This is a genomic window from Lutispora saccharofermentans, assembly GCF_024363565.1.
GTDB lineage: Bacteria > Bacillota > Clostridia > Lutisporales > Lutisporaceae > Lutispora > Lutispora saccharofermentans.
Map to the genome: position 1 here is coordinate 50,119 of NZ_JAJEKE010000004.1, position 19,124 is coordinate 69,242.

The 19,124-nt window shown below is 40.6% G+C and carries 18 protein-coding genes; all 18 read right to left on the reverse strand.

Annotated elements, in window-relative coordinates; all coding sequences use genetic code 11:
• Window positions 1-18: 18 nt before the first annotated feature.
• Window positions 19-1,017, reverse strand: coding sequence for an ornithine cyclodeaminase family protein (locus tag LJD61_RS06540; RefSeq protein ID WP_255226725.1), 999 nt, complete (start codon window positions 1,015-1,017; stop codon window positions 19-21).
• A gap of 33 nt (window positions 1,018-1,050) precedes the next feature.
• Window positions 1,051-2,058, reverse strand: coding sequence for an ornithine cyclodeaminase family protein (locus LJD61_RS06545; RefSeq protein WP_255226726.1), 1,008 nt, complete (start codon window positions 2,056-2,058; stop codon window positions 1,051-1,053).
• A gap of 83 nt (window positions 2,059-2,141) precedes the next feature.
• Window positions 2,142-3,443: a TRAP transporter large permease gene (locus LJD61_RS06550; protein WP_255226727.1), complete on the reverse strand. Its 1,302-nt coding sequence runs from the start codon at window positions 3,441-3,443 to the stop codon at window positions 2,142-2,144.
• Window positions 3,443-3,970 carry a TRAP transporter small permease gene (locus LJD61_RS06555; RefSeq protein ID WP_255226728.1) on the reverse strand — a complete coding sequence of 176 codons (528 nt, stop codon included), beginning with the start codon at window positions 3,968-3,970 and terminating at the stop codon, window positions 3,443-3,445. The genes LJD61_RS06550 and LJD61_RS06555 overlap by 1 nt, the downstream gene beginning before the upstream one ends.
• Window positions 3,971-4,079: 109 nt before the next feature.
• The gene (locus tag LJD61_RS06560; RefSeq protein WP_255226729.1) at window positions 4,080-4,754 is read right to left on the reverse strand and encodes a GntR family transcriptional regulator; all 675 of its coding nucleotides are present in this window, start codon (window positions 4,752-4,754) and stop codon (window positions 4,080-4,082) included.
• Between the two features lie 62 nt (window positions 4,755-4,816).
• Window positions 4,817-5,899, reverse strand: a complete 1,083-nt coding sequence (locus tag LJD61_RS06565) for an NAD/NADP-dependent octopine/nopaline dehydrogenase family protein (RefSeq protein ID WP_255226730.1) — start codon at window positions 5,897-5,899, stop codon at window positions 4,817-4,819.
• Window positions 5,900-5,929: 30 nt separating this feature from the next.
• Entirely contained in the window at window positions 5,930-7,498 is a 1,569-nt protein-coding gene (sdaAA, locus tag LJD61_RS06570; protein ID WP_255226731.1) for an L-serine ammonia-lyase, iron-sulfur-dependent, subunit alpha, read from the reverse strand.
• 483 nt (window positions 7,499-7,981) lie between these two features.
• On the reverse strand, window positions 7,982-8,644 hold the full coding sequence (locus tag LJD61_RS06575) for a GntR family transcriptional regulator (protein ID WP_255226732.1): 663 nt from the start codon (window positions 8,642-8,644) through the stop codon (window positions 7,982-7,984).
• 136 nt (window positions 8,645-8,780) lie between these two features.
• Window positions 8,781-9,989, reverse strand: a complete 1,209-nt coding sequence (locus LJD61_RS06580; protein WP_255226733.1) for an ABC transporter permease — start codon at window positions 9,987-9,989, stop codon at window positions 8,781-8,783.
• A gap of 76 nt (window positions 9,990-10,065) precedes the next feature.
• Complete coding sequence (locus LJD61_RS06585; protein ID WP_255226734.1) at window positions 10,066-10,689, reverse strand: V-type ATP synthase subunit D; 624 nt, start codon at window positions 10,687-10,689, stop codon at window positions 10,066-10,068.
• Window positions 10,679-12,061: a V-type ATP synthase subunit B gene (locus LJD61_RS06590; RefSeq protein WP_255226735.1), complete on the reverse strand. Its 1,383-nt coding sequence runs from the start codon at window positions 12,059-12,061 to the stop codon at window positions 10,679-10,681. The genes LJD61_RS06585 and LJD61_RS06590 overlap by 11 nt, the downstream gene beginning before the upstream one ends.
• Window positions 12,042-13,838 (reverse strand): V-type ATP synthase subunit A, encoded by a 1,797-nt coding sequence (locus tag LJD61_RS06595; protein ID WP_255226736.1) that lies wholly within the window; start codon window positions 13,836-13,838, stop codon window positions 12,042-12,044. The genes LJD61_RS06590 and LJD61_RS06595 overlap by 20 nt, the downstream gene beginning before the upstream one ends.
• Window positions 13,835-14,467, reverse strand: a complete 633-nt coding sequence (locus tag LJD61_RS06600) for a V-type ATP synthase subunit E (RefSeq protein WP_255226737.1) — start codon at window positions 14,465-14,467, stop codon at window positions 13,835-13,837. The genes LJD61_RS06595 and LJD61_RS06600 overlap by 4 nt, the downstream gene beginning before the upstream one ends.
• 13 nt (window positions 14,468-14,480) lie before the next feature.
• A complete protein-coding gene (locus LJD61_RS06605) occupies window positions 14,481-14,789 on the reverse strand; it encodes a V-type ATP synthase subunit F (protein WP_255226738.1) in 309 nt (102 codons plus the stop codon).
• Window positions 14,790-14,800: 11 nt separating this feature from the next.
• Window positions 14,801-15,220 (reverse strand): ATP synthase subunit C, encoded by a 420-nt coding sequence (locus LJD61_RS06610; RefSeq protein WP_255226739.1) that lies wholly within the window; start codon window positions 15,218-15,220, stop codon window positions 14,801-14,803.
• A 486-nt stretch (window positions 15,221-15,706) separates the two neighbouring features.
• Window positions 15,707-17,668, reverse strand: a complete 1,962-nt coding sequence (locus tag LJD61_RS06615) for a V-type ATP synthase subunit I (protein WP_255226740.1) — start codon at window positions 17,666-17,668, stop codon at window positions 15,707-15,709.
• 1 nt (window position 17,669) lies between these two features.
• Window positions 17,670-18,728, reverse strand: a complete 1,059-nt coding sequence (locus tag LJD61_RS06620) for a V-type ATPase subunit (RefSeq protein WP_255226741.1) — start codon at window positions 18,726-18,728, stop codon at window positions 17,670-17,672.
• 2 nt (window positions 18,729-18,730) lie between these two features.
• Window positions 18,731-19,060, reverse strand: a complete 330-nt coding sequence (locus tag LJD61_RS06625; RefSeq protein WP_255226742.1) for a hypothetical protein — start codon at window positions 19,058-19,060, stop codon at window positions 18,731-18,733.
• Between the last annotated feature and the right edge of the window lie 64 nt (window positions 19,061-19,124).

Below are 19,124 nucleotides of genomic sequence, written 5' to 3' on the forward strand. Positions count from 1 at the left end.
TTAAAAGTAATTGACATCTTATATATCAAATGCAAATTCATCCCCCATGCTAAGGGATACGGCTTTTTTGTATACAGTAGCTGCAACTGCTACATCCATGGCTCCCGTTCCTATGGGTACACACAAAACTCTCTCATTTTTAAAATTATCCGCTGTGTTCCTTCCAACAGCCAAGTCGCCTATTGTGCAGTAAATGTTATCCCTTCCGATTTTGCCTTGATCAGCAAGCTCTTTTAAAGCTCCTCTATGGAGACATTGATCAACATGATCTACAATTATCTTGTCCGCCTGCAATATAGTTTCATAATCACATTCCTGATAAGAACCCATCGGAAAATAGACAGTTCCTTTTTCTATCCATTCGCTTTTTATAAAGCCGTCCTTTGCCAAAGTAACAGAGACAACTACATCGCCTTTGGCAGCCTCCTGTGCCTTATCGCATACAATTATATTTCCTTTCACATAGCTTTCCATATCACTCTTAAACTTTTCAGCAGATGATTTCACAATATCATATACCCTTAGTTCTTCTATATCAAATGCTTCTGATATAGCCATTGTCTGGGTACGTCCCTGGGCACCTGCGCCAAATAATCCCAGTTTAATACTCTTCTTGTCTTTCAAAATATATTTTAGAGCTGCAGCTGTTTGACCGCCTGTCCTCATGTTAGTAATATAAGTACCATCCATAGCAGCAACAAAATTACCCATGCTGGGATCACACAGCAAAATAAGAGCATTGATGAATGGAAGACCTATTTTAAGGCGTTGGCCTCCAAAGCCTCCGGCCCATTTCAAACCGGCTATATCCTGCCAGCCTATATATGCCGGCATCGCATTCATTGAAGCATTATAAGGAGGAAATGGTGCTGAATCTCCTAAATTCAAATTTACTTTTGGAGGATTTATAGTTGTACAATCACCAAATCCTTGAAAAGTTTTATCACAGATATCTATGACTTCTTTCATTGAAATTAATTTTTTAATGTCCGATTTGCTCAGCAATAATGTGTTCATAAAAAGCACCTCCAATACTATCCAATACTACAATTAAACAAATGAATATGTTCCTCCAATGCCCTTTTCTTTTGCTTTCTTGTATGCAATGCTCGCAACAGCAATATCCATAGCGCCTGTACCTATTGGAATGCAAACTATCTTTCCATCAGAGTAATCTCCGACAGACAATTTGCCTGCCGCAAGCTCGCCTATAGTTCCAAATATGTCATCCTCGGTTATTTTTCCTTGTTCGCTCAATTCGGCCAGTGCCCCTCTATGCAGGCATTGCCCTATATGATCGACTATTATCTTGTCAGCATTCATAAGCATAGCATCATCACACTCTTGATAAGAGCCCATTGGGAATATGACTGTTCCGGGTTTAACCCACTTATCGAGAAGGAACTTATCCTTGGATTGAGTTACGCAGACTATTGCATCACCCTTAGCCGCTTCCTTTGGAGTGTCACATACAACGATTTCTCCTTTAACAACATCCTTCATATCTTTCTTGTATTTTTCTGCAGCGGCTTTCATTACGTCATATACCCTTACTTCTTCAATATCAAATAACTCTGAAATAGCCAATGTCTGTGTGTGTCCCTGCATCCCTGCACCATAAAGCCCCAGCTTAATAGGTTTTTTCTCAGAGCTGCCGTTGTTGAATATATATTTCAGCGCAACTGCAGTCTGTGCTCCAGTCCTCATGTTGGTAATAAAGGCTCCATCCATAACAGCGATGAAATTCCCGACTTTGGGATCGATAAGCATAATCAGAGAGGTCACATATGGTAGACCCAATCTCTTCCTTTCGCCCAAGTTGCCGCCTGCCCATTTGATACCCGCAATATCAGTCCAGCCGATATATGCAGGCATAGCATTCATAAAACCTTTATAAGGCGGAAATGCTGCTGTTTCACCTAAGTCGAGATTTACTTTTGTAGGATTGATTACAGTACCCTCACCAAATCCTTGAAATGTCTTTTCGCAAATTTCCACGATGTCCTTCATTGTAAATAATTCTTTAACCTGGTCTTGACTTAATAATAAAGTGCTCATACAAATTACCTCCATTTATTTAAATAATTATTATTGTGTTGTTAAGTGCCGGATAAGTTAAATCCTAAAGCACTTGACTGCTATTATAGAAGCCCGAACAAGCCTGGCAGCCACAATGATAGTGCAGGCCAGAAAGTAGTTAAAAACACAACCGGTATGTATCCGAAAACAAGTAAAATCATTGTAGGGCCAAATATTTCATTAAATTCACACTTGCCGATCCTCATACCTAAGTACAGTATGCTTGCATAAGGAGGTGTTACCCCGCCCATGGCAAGGTTTACGCCCATTATAGCCGCAAATTGAACAGGGCTGATGCCCAATTTTAAAACCAATGGCAGCAAAATAGGAGCGCATAGAATCATCCCCGTAGCATCATTAACTATCATACCTACAACAAAAAGGAATAAGTTTATTAAGATCAGCATCAGTATGCGGCTGTTAGTCAAGCTGAAAAATATATCTATGATCGCTTGAGGGACTTGCAATAATACAAATGTCTGACTTAACATCAAACAGAATATTATCATGCTCATAATAGCGCCTATAGAGGCTACCGAATCCAGCGTTAACTCATAAAAATCTTTAAGGTTCATAGTGCGATATACAAAAAAACCTATTGGTATTGAATATATTGCTGCTACCGCCGCCGCTTCAGTCGGGGTAAAAATTCCGCCATAGATTCCTCCAAGTATTATTACGGGCATAAGAAGGGCAGGAAGCGCAATTGCACCTCTTCGGCCTGCAATCCTTATTTTTTCTTTAAAGGGTCTGGGCTCGTCCAACACAAGGTCAAACTTTCTCGATATTATCATGTTGATTATACAGAACAATAATGTTATCAAGAGCCCCGGGCCCACTGTAGACAAGAAGCAAGCCAGTATTGAAGTTTCGGTGACCCAGCCATATATGATCAATATCCCGCTAGGAGGTATCAAAAGTCCTAAAACAGAAGACACTGTAACCAAAGCAGTCGAATAGCCTCTGGGATAACCCTGCTCCACCATGCGCGGTATTATTACGGGACCTGTCGCTGCCACACCGGTAAAACCGCTGCCGGATATGGCGCCAATAACGGCACAGGTAAGAACGGATACGACTCCAAGCCCGCCTTTTATCCTACCGATAAAAGAATCCACAAAATCAAGCAGCTTCGTTGCTATACCGCTTCCGCCCATATAAGAGCCTGCAAGTATAAACATAGGGCTTGCGAGAAGCACCGGACTTATGGTTTGGCTGAACACCCACAGCATCATGCTTTTCATAGATACGCCTGCAAAAATACACATAAACAGGAGTGCTCCGCCAAAACAATAGGGCAAAGGAATTTTTAACATCAAAAGGAGAATCAAAAGAATAACACAAATACCTACTATTGTTAACATTAGTTATTACCTCCTTCTGCTTTTGATTTAAAATAATGTATAAATGCCCTGCCATCCATATAAAAGTCGATGATGGCATATATACTCATAAAAACCAGGCCGATAAAAAGTGCGCTTTCGCCATAGAACATAGGGATATATAGGATATCACTAAGCTTCCATTTGCTATAAGAATATATAAAAAACCAATATGCCCAGTATGTAAGCCATAATGAAACAATCATTGAGAACAGAGATTTACAAGCATTAAATAGCTTGATTGTCCCCTCCCTTTTCATATATAAAGTAAGAATACCGCACTCGATATGATTTCTTTGCTGTGAGGCATTAGCTCCGCCAATCATATAAAGCCAAATAGTAGGAAATATTAAAAGCTCTTCAATACCCATTAAAGGCGCCTTGAACACATAACGAAGAATAACCTGATACACAACTAATGATGCGGCTACAAAAGCGAGCAGCACACCAATGAAACGCTGAGCGGAAACTAATGCATTTCCTGCTTTTTTAAAGACCGAGATGTTCATTTTACTCACTCCTATCGCGAAATATTGTTGAACGAGACTTCAAAAATTTAACTATCAACTCATCTCCCTTCATATAAATGTGCTTAGCAAAAGTACAGCAGCTTATAACTTAAAACCCTGCAAACAAATTTTTCATACAGGTTAGGTCCTCTGTTATATAATGAATCGTTGTTTCTGCATCCAGCTCTATCAATGATTTAATGAATTTGCTGTGAATGCTTAGGATATTGCCTAGAAGTGACTTTTCAATTGCTTTTCTATCTTCATTATTAAGCATGTCAAAGGATTTTTGCAGATAATATACATATCCTCTTTGGCTCCTATCTCTCAACATCTTAATAAGCGAAAATATGGTTTCATTGTTTGATAAGCGTGCTATATGCAAATGTATATCCATTCCCGCTTTAAAAACCACAGATGCGTCTTTTTTATTAAAGTAATCATTCAGATTATTATCCAATTGAACCAGATATTTAATATCATCCTGTTTAATATATTTTATGGCTTGCTGTACAGCCAAAGGCTCAATAAGGATTCTTATATCATAGATTTCTTTAATATTTTTTATTGATAAAGGTGCAACCTGCAATCCTTTTTTGGGAATAATTTTTAATAAACCTTCTCCGTTTAAAATATTGATTGCTTCTCTTATAGGGGTTCTGCTTAAATCCAATTGCTCTACGATTTCCTTTTCTGACACAAACTGATCAGGTTCATATTCACAAGACAGAATTTTTTGTTTTATCATTTCATAGGCTTCTTTTGTGCTTGTCTTAATTGCCATACCTCAATTCCCCTTATCTAGAATTTGATTTTAAAAGTTTGCTCCGCAACAGAAGTCTTTGTTTACTTTATATAGTTTAATAAGCTTTCTTTATCCATCCCTTCAATACCTAGCTTATCTAATGTCCGGCCAGTCGCCCTGAAATCTATTCCAAGAAGTATGGAAGCTAATTCTATTGTTATATTCATCATCGGAGTTTTAACTCCAACCAATTTTGCCAATTCAGCCATCGGCACAAGACCCATTGGCACATCCTCTGCTATAAGCCTGGTTTCAATCTTACTGGGAGCACTAACAATCTTATATGCATCCACTTTTCTTACCATCTCACCTATACTGTCACCTTGAGCTCCATAGTAGAAGTACATGCTTTCTTTGAAGCTTTTGACTTCAATGCCCAGAGCTTTGCATATTTCTATCCTTTCTGCATCAAGCTTTTCTACCATTTTCCCTATTGAAGGGGTAATGCTGTCATAGTAAAATTTAAAATTCCCTTTTGTTGCTTCTATCCAACCTGTATTTAAAAGCACAGGCAAAGGATGTATCACCGCATTCATATTGCTCATATCAGATACTAAAACGTTTTCCTCTTCTATCAATTGTGGATAAGGCTCTTTAAGCAATTCAATAATTTCTTTAGCATCTGATGAAGGAAGAGCTGCAAGAGGAAGCTCCTTTTTTATTCCGCCAATGATCGCTACTCCTGGTGCCTCAGTTCTGCAGGCATAAAACAAGCTGCTAGTTTCAGCGATCTTAATGTGAGCACTGCAATTTTTTTCTCTTAGGACCCGCTTAAACTCAAGCACACCCCCTGTTGATCCGGGGCAAAGTACAACAGCTTGTCCGCTTTTTAATATTGGACTCAGCATGTCAGCAATATATTCGTGAGCATAAGCCGGCACCACTACTAATATGATGTCTTTCCCATCAACTGCTTCCTCAATATCTGTTGTTATGCAATCTATTTGTGCAATACCATTTAATGAAACGCCTTTTAATTCAATATTTCCTCTTTCTTTTAATGGGTTAATAATATTTTTAAATCTGTCATATAAACTAACCTCATATCCTTTAAGACTAAGATATGCAGATATACACTGGCCTCCATTGCCGGCACCAAGCACTGCATATTTACTTTTATCCATTGTTAATCCTCCTCAAAATAATTTTTAAGATCATTTTGTACCGAATGTTTCCTGCTCGATTTTTCTGGCTGTTGGTGTATTTGAAATTCCTGCGCCCAAAGTATCCTTTAATCTTTCATCCATCAGCTCTCCTACTTCATTTAAGGCTCCTATCATTTCATCTGCAGGTATTACACTATCTACTCCTGCCAAGGCCATTTCCGCAGATAATATTGCATTGACTGCCGATATGGCATTTCTCTGTATGCAAGGTATTTCTACCATTCCAGCCACCGGGTCACAAACCATTCCTAATACATTCCCTAAACTCAGAGATACCGAGCTCAGTATCTGATCATAGTCTCCTCCAAAGAGTTCTGTTATAATTGCTGCTGCCATGGCAGATGCGGCCCCGCACTCTCCCTGACATCCACATACGGAGCCGGAAATGCTTGCATTCTCTGCTATAATAATTCCAATGCCTGCCCCTGTGAATAAAGCTTTAATTACATCCTCATCCTTTAAATTGTTCTCTTCAGCGACTGTAAATACTGCAGCAGGGACAGTGCCGGCAGATCCTGCCGTAGGGCATGCAACAACCTTTCCCATCGACCCATTTACCTCCATTACAGCCAATGCATTTCTTATTACTTTAGATAAACTTATACCGCATATACTCTTGTTTCTTTTTATATAATTGTCCATTTTGGCTGCATTGCCCCTAAAAATATTGCCAAGAAGTTCATTTTCTTTTTCAAGCCCTTTTTCTATTGATTGTTTCATTGCCGAATATGCTTCTTTCATTTCTTGTAAAACCTGATTTTCGCTTCTCATTGATCTGGCAGCTTCAAATTTGACTACGGTTTCACTTATTGAGCAATTATTCTTTTCAGACTCTTCTACCAGCTCACGGCAAGAGTTATAGAACCTTTTGCCTTTTAAGCCTTTTGACACTACTGCTTTAATAAAGTGAATTTCTTTAATATATTTTTGATTTCTTATCAGCTTTAATGATTCCGAATCAATAGCTTTTCCATTCTCTAATTTAAAAGAACACATATTTTTAAAAGGCTCATATATAACAAGCGCCATATCTTGGCCTAATAATATCTTTATGTCATCCTCAAACTGCTTTTTATTGCATTCTTCGGTCAATCCTACCAAGCAATCCTGTTTGCCATCTATATCCACCTTATATCCGTTTATTTCTTCTATATGTATATTTCCCCCACCTATCGTGGCTGATTTGACAACATGCTTGTTACCGCTATGGTCAACCATTTCTATCAAAATGCTGCTGGGATGAGCTCCTTCTAAGCGGATCTTGTCAAACCTTACTCTGATACCTTTTTGCTGAGCCATATTAATTGAATCTTTTATTCTTTCATCATCTGCCCTTATCCCCATGACTCCTGCGACAACTGCTACATCTGTTTTATGAAAAGAGTAAGTACGTGCAAGAGAACCATGAAAAAATACAGCTAACTCCGTTGGCTCATGATTGCATAATTGGCCTGCCAGTAATCCAATCCGCACGGCGCCGGCAGTATGCGAGCTTGATGGGCCTATCATTATCGGCCCTACTATGTCAAACACATCAAAAGCATTTGAACCCCTCATAATTTTCACCTTACCTATACATATTTCTTGGTGTTTCGTAACTTATGTTTTTCACTAATAATTAATTACATGGTATATTATCATCTCCTATAATCACGCTATCCTAGATTCTAAGCATTATGCCGTTATTTGACATTCTAATGCACTTCTTATGATTATGTCTTGCAGACATGAACAAGTTCTTAAATTCGTATACTTTAAGTATTCTTTATATATACCTCAAGTATACATAGCAATCGTAAAAAAATTATTAATACTATATAGTATTAATTAAGAATTCTTTATCTTCGTATACTTCATGTATACATAGATTTAAATATATGTTCTACATAAGATTCAATATTCCTTCTTTATTTTTCAAAAATTTAAAAAATTCTAAAGCGTCAAATATAAATGCAAACTTAAAGCACCAACCGGCATGCATTTATTTTACCTGCCTGTTTGGTGCTTTAAGTTTGCATTTATTTCATATTTATTTATATATTAATAATCGCTTATAAATTGAATAAAAATATTTAAATCCTCTACGACATGTTTAATGGCCCTTTGTTCATCGCCTTCTTTTAAAGCTTCTACTATCTTACTATGATTATTAATTGTTTTTTCTTCAACTATCTTTCTTTCATCATCCGTGCATCTATCCATATATTGCTTTAAATAGTATACATAACCTCTATAGCTTTCTTCCCTCAGCCACTTAAGTATGCTGACGAGGACTTCGTTGCCGGATAAATCGGCAATATATAAATGAATGTCCATTCCGTATTTAAAAATATCCGTAACATCACTTCTGTCAAAGCCGGTTCTCAAAGTTTTATCAAGATTGGTCAAATATTCAATATGACTTGGCTTTATATTCCTAATAGCCTGACTTACCGATACCGGCTCTAATATTTTTCTGATTTCATAAATTTGCTTCATTTTTTTGACTGACAATGATGTTATCTGTATCCCTTTTTTGGGTATTATGTGCAGCAAGCCCTCGCCGTTTAAAATGTTTAATGCTTCTCTTACGGGAGTCCTGCTTACTCCAAGCTCATCGACAATTTCTTTTTCAAATATTAATTGTCCAGGCTTATATTCACAGGTCAATATTCGACTTTTTAAAATATTGTAAACTTCATCAATGGTAGATCTCTTTGACACTATCTATAACCCCTTTTATTTAATACTATTTTTATCATAAGTAGCTATTACATAATAATTATATCATAATGCCAATGATTAGTAACAATTTTTTACAAGAAAATATTGACAAGCTTTTTAAATATCCGAATATATTTTATTCATATCTTAGTGCTTCTATGGGATCAAGTTTTGCTGCTTTTTTCGCCGGATATATTCCAAAGAATATTCCCACTGCTGAGGAAAATCCGAAGGCAGCAAGTATCACCGACGGTGAAACACCTATAGCTACATTTATAAGCTTGCCGGCACCTATTCCGGCAGCGATGCCGAGGCTCATTCCCAGGGTGCCTCCGATCAGGCATAATATGAGGGACTCGGTGAGAAACTGAAGCATGATATCTTTATTTTTAGCGCCTAAGGCTTTCCTTATCCCTATCTCCCTGGTCCTTTCCGTTACCGATACAAGCATGATGTTCATAACCCCTATGCCTCCTACCAGCAGAGATATTCCTGCTATAGCCCCTATTACACCGGTAAATATATTCATTACATTGTTCACCATGTCAATCTCCTTGAAGCCCTCTTCTGCCATATATTTATCTTTATTGCGATGGATCTGCTCCAGGAGTCTTATGATTTTTGCAGATATTTCCTTGGATTTTGACATATCTGTCACCATTGCCGCCAGCATTGTTATATCCGTGTTTGTGAATATCTTATCGGCAATAGTGACCGGTAAGTATCCTATGCCCGGATAGTTGTCGCCGAACATGGTAGCCAGATTGCCTGCAGGATTCTTGCACACTCCTATTATCACAGGGCTTATATCCTTGTCCATGTTTGTTATCCTCAGCTTTTCTCCGACGGCATCCAGCTTTCCAAAGAATTTTATGGCGGTAAGGTCATCGATGACTATTACGCTTCTATTGGTCTCTACATCCCTCTCGTTAATAAAGCGGCCTTCCAGCATTTCCAGGTTTGCGAGCTTGATATAGCTTTCGTCTACTGCTCCCAGGCCGGCTTCCTTTTTTATCTTATCTGTTCTGAAGTATCCAAAGCCTTCTATGCCCACTATGACATCGGTTACTTCAGGTATCTTTTCCTCTAAGGCCTTTTTGTCTTTCAGGGTAAAGTAGTCTCTGCTTTCAACATCGTTGTCTTTAGGCTTTATCTTTATGTTTATCATATTCATACCGATTTTCTCGAATTGCCCGGTTATGGCCTTTTTCCCTCCTTCGCCCAGGGAAACAATCGTGATTACAGAGGATATGCCTATTATTATACCGAGCATGGTCAGGAAGGATCTCATCTTATTGGCCTTGACGCTATATAGAGCTGATTTGAAGCTTTCCATAAAATTCATATTACTGCACTCCTTTATGCTATATATAAAATGCGACAATGTCGCATTATCCTCATATTATTATACTCTATATAGTTTATAAAGTCTGATCCTTCTTCTTTTTTACCACCTTCAGCCGGAAAAATTCTTCTCTTTCCTTTTCTTCCAGCACCTCGGATATCACCTTTACTATTTCCTTGTATTTAGGTATCTGGATGTTCTGAAGGGCATTGGCCCTTTTGGTAGTTCGCTTTACTTCCATAGCCAGCTTATATACGGAGTCCTCCACCTCAGAAAGCTCATATATGAGGTATTTCAACTCCTGGAACTTCTTTAATGCCACATCCAGGGCGGAGTTGGTGTGATAAAAGCTGTAGAAATGATTCAAGCTTTTTCTTTCAAATTTTACTTCCGGTATTTCAACGCCCATTATGCTCCTGGTTATGATATCAAAGCCTGCTGTCTCAGGTATGGATTGGGCGATTTCCCCTATGCTGCTTATACCCATGGTTATATTGGCAACCTGCAATGCTTCGTAGGCTTCCTTAAATATCTCGCCCATCTTTTGCTGAATCTCCTCAGCCCTGTCTATGAAGCCCATCATGTTCATAACCAGAACATTTCTCTTTTTATCCAGCAGCTCGAACCCCTTTAAAGATAATTCAAGGGAGTATTGGGCTGCCATCAGGTTACTCTTGGTAAAAGCAATATTACTTTCCATCCTTGGCCTCCATATATTTATCTATATACTCAGGCTTTACTCTGTTGAGCTCAGATTTGGGAAGTATCTTCAAAAGCTCCCACATGAGATCCAGAGTTCTTTCAAGATTTCTGTTTTCGTCATAGCCTTGTTTTACAAATTGCCTTTCAAACTGTTTGCCGAATTCCAGATATTTTTTGTCCGTATCTGAGAGCTCTTCTTCTCCTATTACCTGAGCCAGAGACCTTATATCCTGCACTCTGGAATAGGCCGAAAATACCTGGTTCGCCACGTCAGGGTGGTCCTCTCTGGTGTAGCCTTCGCCTATGCCGTCCTTCATAAGCCTAGATAAACTGGGAAGTACGTTTACAGGAGGATAGATATCTCTCTGGTACAAGTCTCTTGATAGTATTATCTGCCCTTCTGTGATATAGCCTGTCAGATCCGGTACAGGATGGGTTATATCATCATTGGGCATGGTAAGGATGGGTATCTGTGTTATGCTGCCTTTTTTGCCCTTCATCATGCCTGCCCGTTCATAAAGTGTAGCCAGATCCGAATAAAGATAGCCGGGATAACCCTTTCTGGAAGGGACCTCCTCCCTCGATGCGGATATTTCCCTCAAAGCTTCGCAGTAGCTCGTGATATTGGTCATTATGACCAAAACATGCATATTTTCTTCAAATGCCAGGTACTCTGCCGCGGTCAAAGCGCATCTGGGCGTAGTGATCCTTTCTATTATAGGGTCGTCTGCCAGGTTTGCATACATGACCACTTTTTTAAGAACCCCCGACTGCTGAAAGCTTTTTCTGAAAAATTCCGCTTCCCCATGCTTGATGCCCATAGCGGCAAATACTACTGCAAAATTATCCTCCTGGCTTTCAGTTATCTTTGCCTGCCTTACGATCTGTGCCGCCAGTTCGTTGTGGGGCAAGCCATCCCCTGAAAATATAGGCAGCTTCTGGCCTCTTATCAGAGTTGTCAGTCCGTCTATCGTCGATATCCCGGTTTGAATAAAGTTTCTGGGATAGAATCGGGCAACGGGATTCATGGGGCGTCCGTGTATATCATATTTCTTCCCCAAGTACAGGGGGGCACCGTCCGTGGGCTCTCCGATCCCATTGAATACTCTCCCCAATACCTCTTTGGACAGGGATATCTCAAGGGGCTTGCCTGCAAAGGATACCCTGGCATTGTTCAATGATACGCCCGTGGTTCCTTCAAATACCTGGATTATTACTTTATCTCTGTTTATTTGAACCACTTTGCCCTTCTTAGGGCTTTGTCCTTCTACTTCTATTTCCACCATTTCATCATATGCCGCATCCTTAACCCCTTCTAAAATTATGAGAGGGCCTTCCACTTTGCTTATCTTAAGATATTTCATTTTCATGTTTTTTCCCTCCCTTGTCATACTGGGAAATCAGCGGATTGAAATAGGAGTCTATCTGCTTCATATAATTATCAAATACTTTCTCATCACCTTCAGGAGTATTGTATTTCATGGATACTATATCATAAAAAAGCTTTTCGTCTTTGACCTTGCTTATAGGGATGCCTGCTTTCACTGCTGCCAGAGCTTTTTCATAGAGGCGGTCTATGACCTTAAGCATATCGTATTGCTTTTTCAAGGATACATTGGCATCTTCCTTGTGATATGCATTTTGCTGCAGATATCCTGTCTTGATGACCTTGGAGATTTCCAGTATCAGCCTCTGGTCATCGGGAAGTATGTCTTCCCCTACCAGCTTTACTATTTCCATCAGCTTATGCTCCTCCCTGAGCAAGCCCAGCATCTTCGCCCTGAGCTCCAGCATTTCATCAGATACATTATCCCTGTACCAATCCCGGAGGTCTGCAATATAACCTGTGTAGGAATTTATCCAGTTAATGGCAGGATAATGCCTTGAATAAGCCAATGCTTTATCCAAAGCCAAAAAGGTCCCTACCACTCTCTTGGTGTTTTGAGTGACCGGCTCGGAAAAGTCTCCCCCTGCAGGCGATACTGCTCCTATTATGGTTATGGAGCCCTCCTGCCCGGATAAGGCTTTCACATCTCCGGCCCTTTCATAAAACTGGGCAAGCCTGGATGGAAGGTATGCCGGGTAGCCTTCCTCTGCAGGCATTTCCTCGAGCCTTCCCGATATTTCTCTCAGGGCCTCCGCCCACCTGGAGGTAGAATCCGCCATGATGGCTATATTATAGCCCATGTCCCTGTAATATTCTGCAATGGTTATGCCCGTATATATGGAAGCCTCTCGGGCCGCCACAGGCATGTTGGAGGTATTGGCTATAAGCACCGTCCTGTTCATCAAGGGCTCGCCGCTGCGGGGGTCGCTGAGCTTGGGGAAGTCCTCCAAAACCTCTGTCATCTCATTTCCTCTTTCACCGCAGCCGATGTATACGATGATATCCGCATCGCTCCATTTTGCCAGCTGATGCTGAGTTATGGTCTTCCCTGTGCCGAAGCCGCCCGGTATGGCTGCCGTACCGCCCTTGGCAAGAGGGAAAAATGTATCGATGACCCTCTGCCCCGTCACCAGCAGCTTCTCTATGGGATTCCTTTTGAATACCGGCCTTGGCTCTCTTACCGGCCATTCCTGGTACATTTTCACTTCATGCTTATTGGCGCCGTCGTCCAGCACCAAAAGCACATGCTCCAGATTATATTCGCCGTCCTTTTCAACAAAGGCTGCTGTTCCCTCCATATTCGGAGGCACCATAAGCTTATGGGTCACAGTAGTGCTTTCCTGCACCTCTCCAAATATAGCTCCCGGCTTCAACTTGTCTCCGGCAGCCACGGCCATTTTTACCTTCCATATCTTATCCAGGCTGATGGAGGACAATCCCAAGCCTTCGGGGATGTAGCTCGTTCCTTTGTCATAGATGTCCAGCAGAGGCCTTTCTATGCCGTCAAAAATATTGCCGATTATACCCGGTCCCAGCTTTACCGAGAGAGGCTTCCCTGTAGGATATACAGCTTCTCCTGCCTTCAATCCGGCGGTCTCCTCATAAACCTGTATAGTGGCATTTCCGCTGTCTATGGATATGATCTCCCCTATAAGCTTTTTCTCTCCTACCAGGACCATTTCTCTCATCTTGAAGCTTTCCATATTCTCTGCCTTGACCACGGGTCCGTTGACTAATGTGATATTCCCCATGCTGCTCATGCTTTCAACACCTCATCCAGTTTTTCATAGAGCATCCTGCCCATATATTCCTTGCCTTCGTCTATAAGCGTTTTGATGCTGAAATCGGCTAAAACGCCGCTGTTCTTATCCTCTAATGTGAATCCGCCGATTATATCCGTGCTGCTTTTGATAAGTTCAATATTTTTGTTATTTTTCAACCTTTCTACACTTTCTTTGATAAAGGAGCCAAGCTCATTCATATCTTTTTCTGAGAAACTGAACAACAATTCTTCTCCATCCATCATGTGCAAAGCCTTCTCTATGTTATTGCTCAAAAAAGACTTATATCCGTCTGTTTTTATAAATTCCCTGCTCCAATCCATTAAGGAACCCATCAAATCGCTTAGCAAGGCCTCCCTTTTCTTCATCACTTCGTAGTCTGCTTCGCTTTGGACTTGTGCTATGATGGATTTTCTCTTAGCCTGGGCCCTGCCTTCCCCGTCTTCTACAATGGCCCTTTTTCGCTTTTCAAATTCCTTTTTCTTTTCTTCTTTCTTCTCTTCCATGGCTTTGATCAGTTCGTTTCTTTTCTCAGCCCAGTCTTCTTCTATATGTTCAAACAATATTTTTTTAAACAGCTCCAACTTTCCTTCTACAGTTACTGCCATAATATCAGACTCCTCAAATCTTTAATCCTATGGATTCTTTTATGCTTCGGGTTATATAATCTTTTTCTCTCCTGAAGCCATGCCGATCCGGTATCACAGTGACTATGGGCATCTTGGGATCAAGCTTTATGTTTTTAATCTCCTGTCCCATCTTTTCCATCAAGGTTTCCGTGACCAATATTATACCTATGTCAGGATTATCACAGGCTTTCTTCAGTTCTTCCAGTGCTTCGTCCCCTTCGTGCGCTACTGTGCCTTTTATACCGGCCAGTCTGAAACCCGTCAAGGTATCCGCATTATCACTGATAAGATGCATTTTCATAAAAACACCTTCTATATCCTGCCGAGTATCATGATGGATACTATGAGTCCGTATATAGCTATACCTTCTGCCAATCCTACGAATATCAAGGTTTTACCAAGTATCCCCGGATCTTCGGATACTGCGCCCAGAGCAGAAGATCCTACGGCACCTACTGCATATCCTGCTCCAATGGTGGCCAAGCCTGTTGATACAGCAGCGGCTATAAAGCCAAGGCCTGACGCCGAGCCGTCTGATGCGGCAGCAAATGCTACCCTGGGGGCTAATATGAACAGAAACAAAGCGATCAAAGATATATAAGAGCCCAAACTGAATTTGAGTATTTTCTTAACCTTTATTCCATCGGCATTTTCCTTTGATTTCAAAAGGATAACGCCGCATCCGATAGTCATCAGCACGATGAAAAGAGCTATAGCAACAATAGTGTACATGATTCATCCTCCTTATTATTAGAGCTCAGGTTTTAGAGCTCAGATCTCAGGGTACTCGGGTAGGGCGCTGGAGTCTTTGTAACGTCCAGTGTCAATCCGTGAAAGATTCCGTGTAAATCCGTGATTTCCATTTCTAAAGCTAACTTAATCTGTTGTGCCAACTGATAACAAGTATAAAGCTTCGAAGCTAAGACTTTGTAAGCTTGTATAGGGCTGCATCAAAACTCGCATGCAGCATTTGTAATTACTGTTAAGGTTCAAGCAAGTTATGAGATTTTCCAATTTAACAGCATATAGGCTCAAACAGTTGATGCAGCTTTTCCTCTACTTCGCTAACAAACTCTAAGCCTCTTCACAAAATACTCTTTTATCAATTGGCACAACAGATCGGAACCTGAGTATTACTATAAGGGCTCAATTAACAATTTCACATAAGTTTAATATTATTAACCCTTCAGTGTAAATCCGTGTTCTCCATTCCCAAAGCTAACTTAACTTTATAGGAGCATATTCTACTCCTTCTCCCGAATAATATCTGGAAAACAGTTCGTAATATTCAAGCCTTAAGCCCTGAATAAATACTATAAGCCCTTCAAGGCCTATTATGACTGCATTTCCCAGGATGAGTATCAGGATGCCGCCTATGCCGGAATTGACCATTTCAGCCATGGTCTCAAAGGCCAAATATAAGCCTGCGTGATTTAAGGCAAAGGCCCCTACCCTTATAAAGGATATTGTATTGGATAAAAACGAGAGCAAGGTCTCCACCACTCCAAAGCCTGCTTCCGTATAGTAATCAACGACGCTTTCATTATAAAGCTTCTTTGAACCCTTGAGCATATTGGCGATAGGCTGCTTGAACACATTGAGAAGCAAAAGCACCGCCATAATAATGATGAAAATCTTAAGGGGCACAGCCACAAAGCCAAGCTGGCTATTGGCCACGGCAGTGATCAGTGTCCAGAAGAACAGGAATCCCACCAGTCCTTCGCGTCCCAGCAGACCCTCTTCAAGATTATGCCTTTTCCAGTTGTTTATAAAGCTGTATATGAAGCTTACGGTCATCAGCACCACACCTAATGCAACAGCCCAGATAAGGATCATATTTATATTGGCCATAGGCCTTATGAGCAATGCAGGTATCAAATCTTCCTTGCCGAATACACTGCCGTAAAGCGCGCCGAATATGATAGAGCTTACGCCTAATCTGGACAGCACGCCCCCTAAATTCACCCTTCGCTTTTTATGCCTCAGGTATAATCCTGCCAGCAAAATTACCAGGCCCTGTCCCATATCTCCGAACATAGCACCGAAGAGCAGCATATAGGTCAGTCCAAAGAATGCGGTAGGATCCACCTCATCATAGGAAGGAAGCCCGTACATTCTTATAAGAGCTTCAAAGGGCCTGATGACCCAGTTATTTTTAAATTTGGTCGGCGGCGCTTTGGCTGTTTCATGGGATGCCGCATCATCTATCACCAGTATTATATTGCTGCCGAAATTATCCCACAGCTCCTTTTGAAGTCTTTTTACTTTGCTTTTGGGTACATAGCCGAAGAGGAAAAAAAGCTTTTTGCCTGCAGCGCTTTCCTTCTTCACCTTCTCTACCTTCTTCTCCAGCTCCATGGCACCGTAGGCTTTCTTTATGATGGGACCTATATCCCCTCTTCGCTTTTGCACCGAAGCCTTCAATTGTTTTATTTCGTCAAATATCTCTTTTATCTCCGATTGTATCTTTTCGATTATTTCCTGAGCCGTTCCCGAATATCCGGAGGGCAGCTTCAATTCTTGATAGTTAAGGGATATGAAAAGTCTCTCTATTTCCTCATCGAAGGATTTTGGGGCTGCTGAAGCTACTATTACATTGTCGTCTACAGTTGCCAGCCTCAGTATCAAAGAGGCTATATTTTCATAGTTTCCTTTGAGCCTGCCGTAGTTTTCCCTTGATACGATGAGGAGGCGGAACTTCAAATAACTGAGGTTTATCAGCTGGCCTATATCCATATTCAGGTTTTTCATATAGTTTAAGTTTCTGATATAACTTTTCTTTTCTTCTACCAGCTTCCTTTTAGCCTCTACTTCATCCCACAATTCTTTGACAAAATGATATTCATTTTCTATTTCCTGCAGCAGCTTTCCGTAATCGTGATCAATCCCAATTGAACTTGCATTTATAACAGGCTTAAAATCAAAAATGCCATGCAGGGATTTTATCATCTCTTCGTCCTTTGCAAAATCTCTGCCGGCAGCGTAAGGCACAAGCTGAGCCGATTCTTCTATCGCTTCTAAATTTTCTTCAGAGGCGCTGAGCTTGAAATAGTTGGAGTTTATCTCCGTAAGGGCATTGAGCATGTGCATGCTGCCGTTCAATACGATGGACCTGCATATTCTATCCATATCTGCAATCCTGCCCACTATGCCCACTGTTTTCATCTTCTCTACCGCCATGCTATATCGCCCCCTTACTCAATTTTTTTATCAGATACTTTTTGCCTTGATCCTCAGGTACCTGATATCTTATTATTTCTATGATGGAAATTATATCCCTGACCTCAAATTCAAGAAGCAGTATATACGCTACTGCATTGATTATATTCATGCTTGTATTTTTGTCCAGGCTTTTAAGCTTGAAATACAGGTATCTGTACATCCTCCTGTCCATAAATATATCCGTGGTTTCATCTTCCTTAAATAAAAAACCATACTCTGTCTCTCTGGCCTTATCTAAAAAGTCCGAAAGCCGTTCTTCATAGCAAAGCTCTTTTATCTGCTTAAAGTTCAGTCTGTAATAAAGCTTTATGGTATAGTTCAAAAGGATCTCCGGCTTGATGCCGTAAAACTTTTTTCCTCTGTATATCCACTGTATATTGAGTATATCTCCAAAGATACCAAAGGCATGCCTGATGGTTTCCTGGTCTGCAGGGGCCAGCCTATCCCATTCCTGACGCAATATGCTGTAATAGGCCATATCCAAAGCCATCTCAAATCTGAAAAGATTCTCTCCCTTGTTTTCGTCCAGCAACGGGCATAGGTATTTGGAAAAGGCCGTATCGCTCAAAGCCTGTATTATATCCCTGGCTGATTTTGCTTCAAAAACCTTGCGGGGCTCTACCTTGCTGAATTTCCCGACGAAAACATTATCCTCATAATTTTTGATTTCCTTCTTATTATATACTTCCCTGGCCAGATCCTTCAGATCCTCTATCTCATATTTGGCATAGAAGGTTCTGATAAAATCCCTGTAGCTTCCGCTGTAATAGTGCATTATTCTATCCATGTTTTCAATGATCCTTTGCTTGATCAAGCCCTCTAAAGCCCCTCTATGGATAGTATGGATTTCTGCTTCTGCCAGGACCTTGCTGTAGCTTGTATTTTCCTTCAGATACCCGGCGCACTCGGTTACAGTTTTCATTCTCAGCAGGCTTATATAATCCCCATCGGTAAGGAATCGCCCTTCCAAAGCCTTAATCTTTGCCGTAACCGCTGCATGCCTTCTTATGCGGTCCATGTTTAATCCATCTCCATGTCAAATAATTTATTAATTGCCTGTTTCAGTATTTCTTGCTTGATTTGAGCATACTTTCTTTCCAGGGCTTCTATGGAATCATGGGATCTTTTCTCTATGTCCTTCGCATCTTCCTCAGCTTTCAATACTGCTTGTTCCAATTGTTTTCTCATTGCTGCTTTTTCTTCATCCAGCTGCCTGTCCAAATTTTCAATTTCAGCCGCACACTTTTCTTCGATACCAGCAAGCTCCGCCTGTCTTTTTTTATTCACATCCGACGCAATATTGTCGATGTAAACCAGATCCTTTAGTATTCCTTCCATATTGTTTTGCATAAAACCACCTGCTTCTATCTGATAAATTACAACTTATAATAGGGAATAATTTCAATTATGGAAT